The organism is Paenibacillus aceti (assembly GCF_003614185.1).
In the GTDB taxonomy this organism is placed as follows: Bacteria; Bacillota; Bacilli; order Paenibacillales; family Paenibacillaceae; genus Fontibacillus; species Fontibacillus aceti.
On the sequence record NZ_KZ987724.1, the window covers coordinates 2,687,236 to 2,701,546 of the forward strand.

At 47.1% G+C, this 14,311-nt stretch carries 11 protein-coding genes and 1 other annotated feature; of the genes, 2 read left to right on the plus strand and 9 right to left on the minus strand.

Annotated features, from left to right (window positions below; translation table 11 throughout):
* Positions 1-482 precede the first annotated feature (482 nt).
* Entirely contained in the window at positions 483-1,355 is an 873-nt protein-coding gene (locus BFJ94_RS12000) for a YitT family protein (RefSeq protein WP_120462885.1), read from the plus strand.
* Between the two features lie 98 nt (positions 1,356-1,453).
* Here the strand turns inward: BFJ94_RS12000 and BFJ94_RS12005 are convergent, their stop codons facing one another.
* The 8 genes from BFJ94_RS12005 to tyrS form a co-directional block, all read right to left on the minus strand.
* A complete protein-coding gene (locus tag BFJ94_RS12005) occupies positions 1,454-2,980 on the minus strand; it encodes an ABC transporter substrate-binding protein (protein WP_120462886.1) in 1,527 nt (508 codons plus the stop codon).
* A 37-nt stretch (positions 2,981-3,017) separates the two neighbouring features.
* On the minus strand, positions 3,018-3,773 hold the full coding sequence (locus tag BFJ94_RS12010) for a response regulator transcription factor (protein WP_120462887.1): 756 nt from the start codon (positions 3,771-3,773) through the stop codon (positions 3,018-3,020).
* Positions 3,748-5,505 (minus strand): sensor histidine kinase, encoded by a 1,758-nt coding sequence (locus BFJ94_RS12015; RefSeq protein WP_120462888.1) that lies wholly within the window; start codon positions 5,503-5,505, stop codon positions 3,748-3,750. The genes BFJ94_RS12010 and BFJ94_RS12015 overlap by 26 nt, the downstream gene beginning before the upstream one ends.
* Positions 5,506-5,653: 148 nt before the next feature.
* Positions 5,654-7,165, minus strand: a complete 1,512-nt coding sequence (locus BFJ94_RS12020) for an ABC transporter substrate-binding protein (RefSeq protein ID WP_120462889.1) — start codon at positions 7,163-7,165, stop codon at positions 5,654-5,656.
* A 96-nt stretch (positions 7,166-7,261) separates the two neighbouring features.
* Complete coding sequence (locus BFJ94_RS12025) at positions 7,262-8,191, minus strand: carbohydrate ABC transporter permease (protein ID WP_120462890.1); 930 nt, start codon at positions 8,189-8,191, stop codon at positions 7,262-7,264.
* A gap of 13 nt (positions 8,192-8,204) precedes the next feature.
* Positions 8,205-9,146 (minus strand): ABC transporter permease, encoded by a 942-nt coding sequence (locus tag BFJ94_RS12030; protein ID WP_120462891.1) that lies wholly within the window; start codon positions 9,144-9,146, stop codon positions 8,205-8,207.
* A gap of 208 nt (positions 9,147-9,354) precedes the next feature.
* Entirely contained in the window at positions 9,355-10,551 is a 1,197-nt protein-coding gene (locus tag BFJ94_RS12035) for an MFS transporter (protein WP_268238249.1), read from the minus strand.
* A 302-nt stretch (positions 10,552-10,853) separates the two neighbouring features.
* Positions 10,854-12,113, minus strand: coding sequence for a tyrosine--tRNA ligase (gene tyrS / locus BFJ94_RS12040; RefSeq protein WP_120465209.1), 1,260 nt, complete (start codon positions 12,111-12,113; stop codon positions 10,854-10,856).
* Between the two features lie 99 nt (positions 12,114-12,212).
* Positions 12,213-12,435, minus strand: a binding site (T-box leader).
* Between the two features lie 777 nt (positions 12,436-13,212).
* Between tyrS and BFJ94_RS12045 the strand changes: the two genes are divergently transcribed.
* A complete protein-coding gene (locus tag BFJ94_RS12045) occupies positions 13,213-13,524 on the plus strand; it encodes a hypothetical protein (RefSeq protein ID WP_120462892.1) in 312 nt (103 codons plus the stop codon).
* Positions 13,525-13,699: 175 nt separating this feature from the next.
* Here BFJ94_RS12045 and BFJ94_RS12050 read toward each other — a convergent pair.
* Positions 13,700-14,311 (minus strand): TCP-1/cpn60 chaperonin family protein (locus tag BFJ94_RS12050; protein ID WP_276145667.1); only part of this gene is annotated, 612 nt, incomplete at its 5' end.

A 14,311-nucleotide genomic window follows, 5' to 3' on the forward strand; every position in this document is an offset into this window, starting at 1 on the left:
ATTTTCGGATTTCGTACAGGCCCTCCCTGGAATAAGTGTATTTCTGCAACTAAGTGCAAAACTGGTCGCACACCACTCCCACATCTCTCAATCATGCAGAAGCCTGTGTGGCAGTAACGCCTAACAGCTCTTGTTCATACTAGATACCTGCAAGAAAATCGGAAATCCGGTTGACCAAAATTACACGCATGAATACGGAAATTTCCGGCTTATCTGCACATCCTTTTACATACTTTGGACCACATTTGCGTAAGCTTCCGATAGAGAGACGAAACTGTACCGCTTTAGTCATAAAAAGCTTTTAATAAGTCCCCGAAACTAATAATTCCTGCTATAATGTAGTTGATGTGATGACAAAAATGTAATATTCCATGGTTTTCTAATCTTTGTGATCCATCTCATAGTTTCGCTACTTGATAAAAAACATAATTTAGTGTGATAATAATATTCTATTGACTACCAAGAAAAGAAGGCTCTCTAAAATGAATTTGGGCAAATACCCTACATTTATTGGAAAACCGATCAAGGCTTCATTCAAGCCAGTTCATGAGGTATGTACGATCTTGCTATCTGCGTTCCTCGTTGCTGCTGGTCTTAACCTGTTCCTCGTTCCGCATCATTTGTTGTCCGGCGGGATCACAGGTGTCGCCTCAATTATTGGCTATATCACCGACTGGAACATTTCCCTGCTGTACTTCGTGCTTAATTTACCGTTGATTATCTGGGGCTGGAAAGCGGTGGGAAGACGCTATATTATCCTAAGCTGTCTTTCAGTAATCACTACAACCTGGTTCATGACGATTATCCCTGAATACCAGGTGACCAAGGACCCGATCCTTGCGGCAATCTTCGGCGGAATTATCTCTGCGGTCGGTATCGGTTTTTCATTACGTGTAGGCGGTTCTACCGGCGGTTTTGATATCGTCGGTTCGATCGTAACGTACAAGCATGACTTCGCCATGGGCAAATTACTGTTAATTATGAATGGGGTTGTCATTCTTATTCTGGGCTTCTACAAGAGCTGGGACCTGGCTCTCTACTCGATGCTATCCACCTACATCAAGGGGAAAGTCGTCGATATGATCCATGTCGATCACGTGAAGGTCACCTGCTTCATCGTCACGAAGAAGAAAGACGAGATGCTCTCCCAGCTGCGTAAGCTGCATCACGGAATCACCTGCATGCATTCCGAAGGCGGCTACAGCGAGGAGGATAACTACATGCTTATGACAGTTACTACTCGCTATGAAGTGCCTGCCGTCCGGAAGACGGTCATGGCGACAGATCCGCAGGCGTTCATGAATGTCGTGCAATCCACGGAGATTCTCGGCCGATTCACCCGACCGCGGAGATAATAAGCAAGTTTCAAGTCATCCAGAATACAGTTAAGCCAGTCCGCTAGCCATGATTATCAAATGGCTGCCGAACTGGCTTTTTTGATACACTCTAATCTTCATCGGTGTTCTGCACGCCAATCATCCAGCTGTCGCTGCACCTCAGCCTGCACTTCATCGATCCCCGCCTGCTTGAGCTCATCAATGAATTTGGGCAGCTCAACCTCCACATCGACGCTGCCTGTCATCAGGCTAGGATAATATTTCTCCCAGACCATCTCAATATTCTTCCGCTGAATCGGCATATGGGAGAGATCCGGCGTAAATCCAAGCAAGCTTGACTTCAGAGCATGACTGTTTGATTCGCGGAATTGCTCCCACTTGTCAAGTGGGTCCGGGGTCTCTCCCCCCATGGTCTTCAGAATGAACCAGTTGCCCTGGGTATACTGAACTCCCGCATAATCTGGCGGTGCGTCCGGGACCGGTTCTCCGTTGCTATCCTTCGGCCTTATAAGGACGACCTGACCATTAGAATCCAGATCATAATGCACCCCTTCGATCCCATAATTGAATAGATTACGAATCTCAGGGTTGGTATTCAATTCATTCAGGAATTTCATGCACTCTACGGGATGCTTCGTATCCGCACTAACCGCCATGATTCCTCCACGGACCGACTCGGTCGTGACCTTCATGGGGGTTACAGGATAAGCCACCACCTTATAGCCGCGATCCTTACTCCAGATGTTCTCCGAGAGCGGACCACCCCCTGCCGCCTTCCAGAAGACTCGTTCATTTCGCTTGAGTCCCTGGAGCTCACGCAAGGCAGCGTCTTCATTGATATACCCCGCCTTATAGTAACGTCTGAGCGTATCCAGCACCTGCCTTGCCTCCTTCGTCTCGAAGATATCGACGACCGGGGCATTGGGAAGTTGAGACAAGACCATGAGCGGAAGCTTCTTATCGATAATGTATTCATATCCTTCCAAAGCAAAGAAGTTATGCGAGTCTTTATCCAGCTCCATCGGCAGATAGGAAGGCTCCTTTACTCTGATCAGCCCAAGCAGCGGTTCCAGCGACTCCAGAGTAGTATACTTGGAAATATCGATATCGTACTTCCTTACAAGCTCATCCGGATACATCCAATGCTCCCGCGTCGCCAACTCCTTATTGGTCGGTACCCCATAAATACCGCCATCCGCCATTCGCACGCCTTCCCAGAACACCGGATCGATCGCATCATACATTTCTTTACTCACGCCTGAGAGATAATCATTCAGTCGCAGCCAGGCCCCCCGCTGAATATAGGTTGCATATTCCGGAGTAAAAGCGATATCAAAGGGGGTGCCTGCCGATACCATCGTGTTCAGCCGCTCTTCATACTCCTGCCACCCTACCTTAATGTAAGTAATCGTAACTCCGATTTTTTTCGCCAAAATCTCATTGATCTTATCATTCACCAGTTTGAGATCCTTATCCGGCTCCCCGATCGTATAATAGATGAGATTCACTGTGTCCTCCTTAGAGGTGCTCTCCTCTCCATTGCCAGCAAACCAAGTACAGCCTGCCAAAGACAAGACAACACCCATCGTGAACATAAGACGAAGAAGCCGTCGAGCCCTCCCCAAGGTACGCTGTTGCCGCATATTATATCTCCTTTCCGCCCCCTGCCAAGCCTGATGTCTATTTTCTTAGATCCGATGGCGACTTGCCGAAGAAGTTATGAAAATGCGTGTAAAAATAGCCCTGATTCGAATATCCCACCGACATCGCGATACTGGCGATCTTCTCGTCCGTAGACAGAATCCGTTCACGTGCCCGAAGCATCCGATAGGCCATCACATACTCCGAAAATTTCATCTGCGTCTCCTTCAGAAACAGCTGCCCCAAATAGGTTCCATTCATGCGGAATTGTTCGGCCACCACCTTCAACGTGATATTCTGAGCATATTCCGTCTTCACCATCAGCAGGATCCGATTGATCAGCTTGGACAGACTATCGTAACGAACGCCCAGCACGGGATCGATGTTGACATCCTCATGATCTGCTCCTTCCAGCGTGCCATGCAGGTCCTCTACAATGATCTTCTCCACCACTTGCTGCAGCTTGACCCGATTCACCGGCTTGAGCAGATAATCCTTAACCCCGCACCTGATCGCTTCCCTGGCGTATTCGAATTCGCTGTATCCGCTCATGATAATATATTTTGCCGGAAGACCCAGTTCATTCAGCTTGCGGATAGCATCATAGCCCAAATCCTTGCCAATACGTACATCGAAGATCGCCAAATCCGGATAGATCTCCACAGCCTTGGATATCGCATCCTCTACCGTTTCACTTGTCTCGATACAGCCGAAGCCATATTTCTCCCAATCCAGGGTTCGTCGCATCCCCTCTAAAATCTGCGGCTCATCATCCACAATTAGAAGTTTGTACATGCTGATTGACCTCCTTTGGAATGATTACAGTAATCTTGACGCCGGCTTCTTCGTTATTTCCAATCTCCATGGCAAACCTCTTACCATAGAAAAAATGCAGCCGAGTATATACATTATGTAGACCAATGCTCTTCACCGGGGCATCATCCGTGCGCAATAAAGTGTCGCGAATCTCCTTCAAACGCTCCTTGGTAATCCACTTGCCATTATCCACAATTTCAAGTCTGAAATGCTTCTTTTCTTCCCAACCTTTGATCACTAACAAATTGAACTCATTGCTAGAGTTAAAGCCGTGCACGAAAAAGTTCTCAGCGAGCGGTTGCATCCAGAATTTCACGGTGGGTACAGACAAAAGTGCGTCATCCACATTAAATTGATAATAGAACCTGTCCGGATATTTGAACTCCATAATCTTAAGGTACTCCTGCAGCAAAGCCAGCTCCTTGCCGATCGTAATAATGTTCTCTTGCTTCACAATATCGCGATATAGAGCGCCCAGAGTGGCAATCGCATCGGAAGTTTCAACATCGCTATTCACTAGTGCTCTGGAGCGGATCGCCTCTAACGTATTGTATAGGAAATGCGGATTAATCTGATTTTGAAGCGCTTTCATTTCGGTTTCCTGCTGCTTTAATTTTAACAGATACTCTGTGCGAATATATTTATCCAGTTGCCGGACCATATCCTCCAGTTCTCTTGATATCACCCCATATTCATTGCGCCGATAGCGCATTGGGGTCTCTGGCGTGAAATCCGCCGTTTTCACCCGGCCCATGGAATGAATAATGTGATGCAGAAATCGGGCATCCTCTCTTAGATTATGGACGATAAGCACCAGAACGCTGATCATCGCTGACAGAACAATGAGGAACACGGTCAGAAGCACTCCCGCTTGATCGCGGATCATTAAGCCTAAATCCACCAAGCTGACGAACTGATAATCGAATTTGGTAGAAGAAAAGGTAACGAAAAAAACACCGTTAAGCCCACCCGTAGAAAGATAGCCTTGACTGCGTTCATCCGCCACCGCCTGTCGAACCAGCTCTTCAGTACGGTTATTTGTCCCAATGATGGGGTATACATCGCCAGAAACATTAACAATCGCCGCTTGATCGACGCGGTAATTGCTCACATTTTTAAATATATGGTCACTGCTGACCAAGAAGCGAAATTCACCCAGTTGCCGAGAAATCTGATTCGGGTCCGACAATTTCTTGCGATAGACAAATCCCTTGTGAATGGATTCCTGGAAAGCTTCATCCGTGTTAGGAAGCCGAAACTTGAAGCTGGCTTTGCCATTGCTGTCGAAATGGATGACATTCCCCTGCTCCGTGGTATGCAAGCTTACTTGAGTGATATCCCCTTGCCCCCCGCTATACAAAAAAGACTTCATATCATCCGGAAAAGAAACGAGCGGCTGGTTATAGCGACTTTCCTGAAGCCTGCCGGTAAGGTATCCTTCCGCGCTATGGCCAAGAAAACAACGGACATCGGTCATTAGACCGCTGTTGGAGTAGACCCGCTGCATATACGCCTCGATCCGGTCGGCATTATATTGGAAAGCATTCTCCACGCGGATGAAGGCACTGGTCGCCTCGTTCCGGGCATTATCCACCCATTGATACAACAGGATGGCGCAGGTAATCAACCCGATGGCCAAACCGATAGAGACCACAAATACGGTATAAGCAATGAATTTGCCGCGATATATTTTAATCTGCAGGAAGGACATGAATGCGACGCCTCCTTTGCTCTAGGCTTATGCTGTTATGTATTTATTATATAAAATAGTATGCAATCAGAATAGGAAAACTCGAACAGAGGATTCAGCCCCTGTCCGAGTTTGCCCGAACTATCGAAATAACATCGTCATTTCATCATTATTGGAAATAAGCGCTGATTTGCTCCTCAGCAGCCTTCATGATGGTGTCCATCCCCGCTGCTTTCATCTCGGTAACGATCTTCGGAACCATAACCTCCGGATCGGTAGCGCCTGTCATCAGCTCATAGCGGTATTTGTCCCATACGGCCTTAGTGTTAGCTACTTCAGTCGTGAGATTGCTAATATCCAAGCCAAAGCCCAAGCAGGATGAAGCGGTGGCTTCCTCATTCAGCTTACGAACCTGCTCCCATTGATCCTCAGGAGCACCCTTCGTTACAGCCAGATCAAAGAATGTACCTTGGGTGTAAGCAGCCAGCGGCCAAGTATCGGTCTTCCGCTCGATCACTTTCTCGCCATCTACATTGACATAGTCCACATCAAGCTCACCAAAAGCCAGCATATTACGCAGCTTCGGATCGGTGTTGACCAGCTCAAGATATTTTAGAGCTTCTTTCTTGTACTTAGAGTTAGCAGAGATTGCATTCAAAGAGCCTTGAATCGTACTGGTCGTGTACAGAGGTCCAAACGTCTGCACCATATCGTATTTCTCTACACCTTCCGTAATCTGCCAGTTGGCTTCAGCACCAGGGAATGCTTGAGCACTGAAGAACGCACGGCCTTTGTCCGGCTCGCCCTTGGTAGGAGCATCCGGGTTAATGATGCCATCCTTATACCATTGATGCAAGAGCTTGAGGTTCTCCATTACATCCGGTTGCTCCAATGTCGATACAACTTTACGGGATGTATCATCGAACTTCACGCCGATTGGAGCGAGACCAAGAGTGAGATCATCATAGTTATTCATGAAACCGTTGAATCCATCGCTTTGCGTCAAAGGAAGCGGATAGAAGTTCTTGCCTTCCCCGGCCTTGATATCATGCAGAGGCTTGTCAAGATCCTGTAATGTTTTGATGTTATTCAGATCAATTCCGTATTTCTGTACGTATTTATTATCGAATACCCAATACTGAGTGATTGCCGAGTCTTTATAGGTTGGAACGGAATAGATCTTGCCGTCAACCTTGGTGCCGTTCCAGACCAGCTCAGGAATGAGCTTGTGTAATTCAGGCGTTTCACTCTGAACCAGGTCGGTGATATCGGCAAAAGCCCCCATCGATACCTGTTGATTGTATTTCGTATTGTTCGTGAACATAATATCAAATGGCTCGCCGGTATTTACAATCGTGTTGATCTTGGTATCCCAATCACCCCAGCTGGCTACCTTGATATCGATCTTTACACCGATTTTCTCCGCCGTATACTCATTCATCGCTGCGATCGCTTTATCAAAGTTATCAGGAACCTGACCCCCGATCGTCCACCATACCAGAGTAGGAATATCCCCCGATTCTTTCGGCTTATCCGTATTGCCCGAGTTCGTCTGGGCTGAGGAATTCGCCTCCCCACCAGATCCTTCGGACTTGGAGTTGGAGCCGCCGCATGCCGCCAGAGATGACATCAGCAGCATCACAATACAGAGTGTAGATAGAAGTTTCCATGACCTTTTCATTGAAGTTTTCCCCCTTCTAAGAATGTTCTACCTTCTTGTGCATGTTCTAAGCTGATTTATGATAAACCAGAAGCTCTGGTCTATGCCAAGTTCAGGTCAACCCTTGATCGCCCCTACCGTCAAGCCGGAAATAAAATACTTCTGGAAGAACGGATACGCAAAGGCTACAGGAAGTACGATCAGAATCGCCACAGCCATCCGTGCGGTTTCCTTCGGCATCGTAGCCACTAACATCGCGTAGCTGACGCCCATGCTGGATGCATTTCGGGCCAGCGCATCTACGTTGCTCATCAAGTTATTCAACAGGGCCTGCAGGGAATAGAGATCCTGATTGTTGATATACAGCATGGATTGGAACCAGTCATTCCAATAAGCAAAGCATAGGAACAGACCGATGGTTGCCAAGACCGGCAATGATATAGGTAAAATGATCGAGAAGTAAATACGCAGCTGGCTTGCACCATCGATCTCTGCCGATTCGATTAATCCATCTGGAATCGTGCTCTTGAAGAAGGTCTTGCAAATAATTACGTTGAAGGATGAGACCGCCAAGGGTAAAATAAGCGCCCATACCGTATCCTTCAGTCCAAGCAGATTCGCATTAATATAGTAGCTGGAGACCAAGCCGCCGTTAAATACCATTGGGATAAAGACGACCCAGGTCAGGAATCCTTTCAGTTTGTAATTCGATTGTGAGAGTACGTAGCCCATCGATGTGGTCAACAGCACCCCCAGAACAGTCCCCACGACAGTAACCAATACCGATACCCCAAGCGCCCGGATAATCATCGTCCCCTGTTGAACGACAAAGCTATAAGCTTCGGTAGAGAATACCCTCGGAATGATATGGTATCCTGTCTGCCGGATCGACTCTTCACTCGAGAACGAGATGGAGAGGATGACCAACATAGGGGCCACACAAACCAGAGCAATCAGTATAAAAATCAGGTGAAAAATAAGATTCATGCCTTTGCCGATCCGGTTAAATTTCTCCAGACCCGTCAATCCTTCTGCCTTCGATGCCATGTGCTCGCCCCCTTTACATCATCGCGCTGTCCGGATCTATTCTGCGAACGATCCAGTTGGCAAGTAGGATGGTCAGACAGCCCATTACAGATTGCACAAACGCGGCGGCGGAAGCCATACCTACCGTGGCAGTTTTGAGCTGTTTATATACCAGCACGTCTATGGTGGTGGTCACGTTAAATAGAGAGTTGGAATCCCTCGGAACCTGATAGAACAGACCGAAATCCGTATAGAAGATCCGGCCGACAGCCAGGATGAACATCATCACGATCACCAGCTTCATCATCGGCAATGTGATATATTTGGTCTGCTGCCAAATGGATGCCCCATCGATGACGGCTGCCTCATAGTAAGTGCTGTCGATGCCCGTAATGGTAGCCAGATACACAACCATCCCGTAGCCCAAGCCCTTCCATATATTCATGAACACCAAGAAGTACGGCCAATATTTAGGCTCCATATACCAGTTCACAGCTTCGCTACCCATCTGGATCAGCATCTGATTGGCAATCCCCTTGTCGAAGCTGAGAAAAGCCCAAATAACTGCTGAAATGACGACCCAGGACAGAAAGTAAGGCAAGAACATCATCGTCTGATAAATTTTGCCCGCCTTGCGGTTATGCAGATGACCGATCATCAGTGCCAATGTCACGGGAATTACGATATTGAGGATAATGAATATGAGGTTATAGCCCAACGTGTTGCGTATAATAATCCAGGCGTCATTCGATTTGAATAGAAATTCAAAATTTTTGAATCCGGACCAGGAGCTTTTGAAGACATTACTCAGAAATCCTCCTGATATTTTAAAATCCTTAAAGGCGATAATGATCCCGAACATCGGCAAGAAACAAAATAATATATACCAAATGGTAGTTGGCAACGCTAAGAGCGTTAGCTCGGTATCCTGTTTGCGCCAGCGCGTCCCCTTGCGTCTTGATCTCGCCTTTTTCATGTTCACCCCGTCCCCCCCATTGATGTATTTGATGTAATATTTGATACTTTAATTGTAGGAGAAACCGTTTACATCTTCCTAGACAATAAACGTTAGACTTCAGTCCAAAAACGTTAGGTATTTATGACTAAAGTGAATCAAACCGTGCAAATACGAATAGAGGCCCCCATCCCTCATCAGGTTGAGTGCCTCCCAGATACTGACTTAACTAAAGACGTGCCCTCCAGCCACGCCGCCGGGACATGACCTCAGTGGCAAGAAACAGCAAGCCTCCCAGCAGCGAAGTAATCGCTGCAAACAAGTACATGCTCGCTCCTCCGAACAGCTCGGACAGTCTTCCGCCCACGATCCCCCCAGTCATCCCAGCTAACCCCAGGTATACCATGCTTAACAAGGAGAACCCCGTCGCTCCTAACTGGGGAGGAAGAATCCGTGCAACGTAGTGCATACAAGTAATCCAGAACACGGCGTAAGTTACAGCCGCCCCAGCTTGCAGCACCAACAATACCCATGGATCATCCGATACGTAATACATGAGCCAGCGTAAGGTGTATATTATGCCGGCAATGCCGATCAGCACATATTCATGTATCCGGTGCAAATGCTTGCCTAGCAAGGCGAATACAGGAATTTCAACGGCGGCAGCCAGAGCCCAAGCCCAGCCGACCATAGCGTCAGAGGCCCCCAATTCCTTCATATATAAACCGAGCATGACATCATTCATGCGATGGGGTACCGAAATAATGAACACTAGAAACAGAAACCATAGGAAAGGCTTGTTCGTGAACAGCTCCTTTAAGCTGGCCAGTGTCATACCTTCCCCTTCCGTCGGTTCATCTCGCAGGATGATCAACAGCAAGAGCGGCAGAACCCAGACGGCCCACAGCAAATAAGGTAACTGACCAATACCGCCCAGAGCAGCCAGCAGCAGCCCACCCGATAAGGATATTATCGTATAGCCTATAGAGCCATATAGCCGCAGCGAACCATAGGAAATCCCTCTGCGTGACGCTGACAGGACAGAGATACTGTCTAACAAGGGCATGGTCGGCTGAAAGCAGAAGTATAAAGCGAGTACGAAGCAGAGCGTAAGAGTGTAGCTACCGCCGGAATTAAACAATAATACACTGCTAATAATCGCTAGAATCCATAGACAAAAGATCAATTTCTTCACAGTCTGCAACCGATCACTCAAATACCCCCAGAACGGCTGAATCATACTGGCAACAAACGGGCCGATCATCATAAGGAAGCCGACCTGTGAAGATGAATATCCCAAGTTGGCAAAATACAAGGGTAAAAATGGCGCAAGCACCGCTAAAATCGCATACTGTCCAAAATTCATTCCACGAAGGATCCATATCTGTCTATCTTTTCGTGCTGCAGCTGTCTTTTTTATTGTCAAAATGATCTCTCCGCTTCAATATGTAATACAAGCTCTGGCATCTGCTTCCTGTCTATTTCTATCAGAAATCAAACTAGTGAATATGATATATCAGTAGGCCTCCCCACTTCAAGATATCTTTGTCTCATTTCTGCGGTGATTTTGAATAATTGAGCACACTTTAGATGCTAGCATGAGGAACCCAGAATGAGAATAGCTTCTGGAGTGACTGTCAACAAAAAAGGGCATAACCCCCTTCCTCAGCTTGCAAGAAATAGGGCTACGCCTCTCTAAATAAACGATGGGTACTATGTCCTGCGATCCTACGCCAGCTTCACCAAATGATACTTCTTCTTCCCTTTACGGATAATGATGAAGCGGCCTTCAATCGCCTGATCTGCACTAACCTCGAACTCCAGCTCGCTGACGCGATCCCCGTTCAGAGTGATGGCGCCATTCGTAATATCTTCACGCGCTTGACGCTTCGATGGCTCGATCCCGATATCCACCAGCCAATCTATGATATTCTTGGATTCTCTGGTAGCTTCGAATGTAGGCATTTCCTTGAAGCCTTGCTCGATTTCATCGGCTGTGAGCGATTTGATATCCCCGCTGAAGAGCGCTGCGGTAATGCGCTGAGCTTGCGCCAGCATTGCCTCGCCATGCACGAATCTCGTCATCTCTTCGGCGAGCGTAATTTGCGCCTCGCGCTTATGCGGCTCGGTTTTTACTTTTTCAGCCAACGACTCGATCGTCTCTTTGTCCAGGAAGGTGAAGTATTTCAGGTATTTCACAACATCACGGTCATCGGTGTTCGCCCAGAATTGGTAGAACTCGTATGGCGTCGTTTTCTTCGGATCGAGCCAGATTGCACCGCCGGCTGTTTTCCCGAATTTCGTACCGTCTGCCTTCAGCATCAGTGGGATCGTGAGTCCGAATGCTTGTGCTTCAGGGCCTTCTTTTTTACGGATCAGGTCCAGACCGCTGGTGATATTCCCCCATTGATCGGAGCCGCCGATTTGCAGTTGCACTCCCTCTTCCTTGTAGAGATGAAGGAAATCGATAGATTGCAGAATTTGATAGGAGAATTCGGTGAATGAAATCCCGCTCTCCAGACGGCTAGACACGATATCCTTGGCCAGCATCGTATTGATGCTGAAGTTCTTCCCGTAATCACGCAGAAAATCCAATATCGTCAGATCATGTGTCCAGTCATAGTTGTTCACCATGCGCAGCTGATTGTCCCCGTCCGTGAGGAACAGCTTCTTCATTTGCGCGGTCAATGCATCCACATTAGCCTGCACCTGTTCCATCGTCTGCAGAGTCCGCTCGGATTGACGTCCGCTCGGATCACCGATTGTGCCTGTCGCCCCGCCGATCAGAATCACAGGCTTATGGCCTGCCATTTGAAATCTCTTCAGCATCATAAAAGGAATCAAGTGACCGATGTGCATGCTGTCACCCGTCGGGTCAACGCCGCAGTACAATGAGATCGACTTCTTCTCCGTCAGCTTGCGAAGTCCCTCCGCATCCGTCTGTTGATTAATCGCCTCGCGCCATTGTAGTTCATCGATAATGTTCATGTTCATCTTTATTCAACCTCCTAAATTACTGTCTTATGGGCTTTCATTCAGATATACGTTATCCCACCAACTAAAAAATCGCCCCCAGTCTGCATCAGACCCAGGGACGATTGAATAACCGTGTTACCACCCAAATTGTATGAGAAGCAAGGAAGCTTCATCATACCACTCTCAGCTATGTAACGTTAGCTAGCCCGCTTGGCATTACCCAAGATACTCCAGAGTGTACTTCGCCAGTAACCGGTATGCTGCCAGGTTCCATCAACCCCTGGCTTTCTGAGAACAGTGACCGTCTGCTACTTCGCTCTTTCAACGTATATCATTTAAATTATGGATACAAATGAGTATATGGGAGACTATGAAAATTGTCAAATGTCCATCCATCCCCTCCCATTGGAACCTCTAATGAAACTACAGAACCTTATTTCAGCAAAAACAGCGACATTTTAAATCTAGCGAAACACCATATCGTTATTTAGGTAAAATCCGGCCTTTTAGTCACTTATTTGCCTCAATAGCGATACCCTGTTTCTTTACAATTTTTTGGAGCCCTTTTTGGCGCAAATAGCGATACCTAGTTTCGTTACAGCTTTTTCGTCAAAAAGACATGTGATCCAACTAAGTTTTCCTACGGAAAAGGCCTGGATGCGTAGGATGCATAAGGCTTTTTGAGTGGATGACCTTCTAGCACAACCCAAGCTTTGGTTTGATTTCACTCTCGCCTCCGAGCCTTTTTTGAACACAAAAAAGAGAACATTCCCAAAAGAGAATATTCTCTAGTTCTATTGCTAGTATTTGTTGGCGTTCCTCACCGTATACTTATACCAATCGACATCATTATAATCCGGGAGCCCTTCAGGATCACTATGGCATCTGTAAACTTTCGCCCCGTGGTATGCTCTAGTTCCGGCGTGGTCGACTTTTTAAGAGAGTTGTTGTGAACGGATTTGTGTTTTTCCGATTAAATTAACACCTTATGTGTTAATATGTCATTAGGTAATTCTTTTAGCTGTTTCTACTATTCAAAAAGAACAGAAAACAGTAAACACGTTAGAACTAGCCTGCCCATTATTAATAGTTAAGGAGTAGGAGTGCTCTTATGACCGAACAGATTCTAAATCAAATTTTAGATAAGCTTGATGAAATGAACACTAGGATAGGTGGTCTCGAATCTGGACAAGCGGAGTTGCAGCAGATCACCAGCGCAATCCGCGATCGCCAGGAAGAGACAGACGCGAAGCTTGAGGCTCTTTCAATGGATGTTCACCAGTTGCACGGAGTTGTGGTGGCTATCAAAGAAGAAATAGCTGAGCTCAATAAAGGTCAGCAGCGACAAGATAGAATACTTGAAGCACTTGCAGTTCGATCTTTAGAGCAAGAAACCGATATTCGACATCTTAAAGCGAATTAAAAATACACTTTATTCTGCGCTAGACGAATAATTAAATATTGGGTTTTAACTTCACTCTTAAAGATACATCAGAACCAGTTTTGCCGAGATGTGATTTTTTCGTGATTTTATTTAAATAAGGCTCCCTCTCGGGAGCCTTTTAAACATTGATATTATACGGTTTTTGATGATTTACTTACATCATTCCGCCCATTCCACCCATGCCGCCCATATCTGGCATAGCTGGTTTTTCTGGTTCTGGTTTATCAGCAACAACTGCCTCAGTAGTCAAGAACAGGCCTGCTACGGATGCTGCATATTGCAGGGCGGAGCGGGTTACCTTCGCAGGGTCAACGATACCCGCGTCGAACATGTTCACCCATTCGCCAGTCGCTGCGTTGTAACCTACGCCTACTTCTTCTTTCTTCAGGCGTTCTACGATTACGGAGCCTTCTTCACCCGCATTCGCTGCGATGGTGCGAACTGGCTCTTCCAGCGCGCGTAGTACGATGTTCGCGCCTGTCTTCTCGTCGCCGCTCAGTTCAAGTCCAGCTACAGCGTTGTATACGTTGATAAGCGCTACGCCACCGCCCGATACGATCCCTTCTTCAACCGCTGCTCGAGTTGCATTCAGGGCGTCTTCGATGCGAAGCTTGCGTTCCTTCAGCTCAGTTTCTGTGGCTGCACCGACTTTGATGACAGCTACGCCGCCAGCCAGCTTAGCCAGACGCTCTTGCAATTTCTCCTTGTCGAAATCGGAAGTGGTCTCTTCCAACTGCGCACGGATTTGGTTCACGCGAGCATCGAT

Coding starts and splice junctions, on each gene's coding strand:
- BFJ94_RS12000 (WP_120462885.1), top strand. CDS start 483: ATGAATTTGGGCAAATACCCTACATTTATTGGAAAACCGATCAAGGCT.
- BFJ94_RS12005 (WP_120462886.1), bottom strand. CDS start 2,980: ATGCGGCAACAGCGTACCTTGGGGAGGGCTCGACGGCTTCTTCGTCTT.
- BFJ94_RS12010 (WP_120462887.1), bottom strand. CDS start 3,773: ATGTACAAACTTCTAATTGTGGATGATGAGCCGCAGATTTTAGAGGGG.
- BFJ94_RS12015 (WP_120462888.1), bottom strand. CDS start 5,505: ATGTCCTTCCTGCAGATTAAAATATATCGCGGCAAATTCATTGCTTAT.
- BFJ94_RS12020 (WP_120462889.1), bottom strand. CDS start 7,165: ATGAAAAGGTCATGGAAACTTCTATCTACACTCTGTATTGTGATGCTG.
- BFJ94_RS12025 (WP_120462890.1), bottom strand. CDS start 8,191: ATGGCATCGAAGGCAGAAGGATTGACGGGTCTGGAGAAATTTAACCGG.
- BFJ94_RS12030 (WP_120462891.1), bottom strand. CDS start 9,146: ATGAAAAAGGCGAGATCAAGACGCAAGGGGACGCGCTGGCGCAAACAG.
- tyrS (WP_120465209.1), bottom strand. CDS start 12,113: ATGAACATTATCGATGAACTACAATGGCGCGAGGCGATTAATCAACAG.
- BFJ94_RS12045 (WP_120462892.1), top strand. CDS start 13,213: ATGACCGAACAGATTCTAAATCAAATTTTAGATAAGCTTGATGAAATG.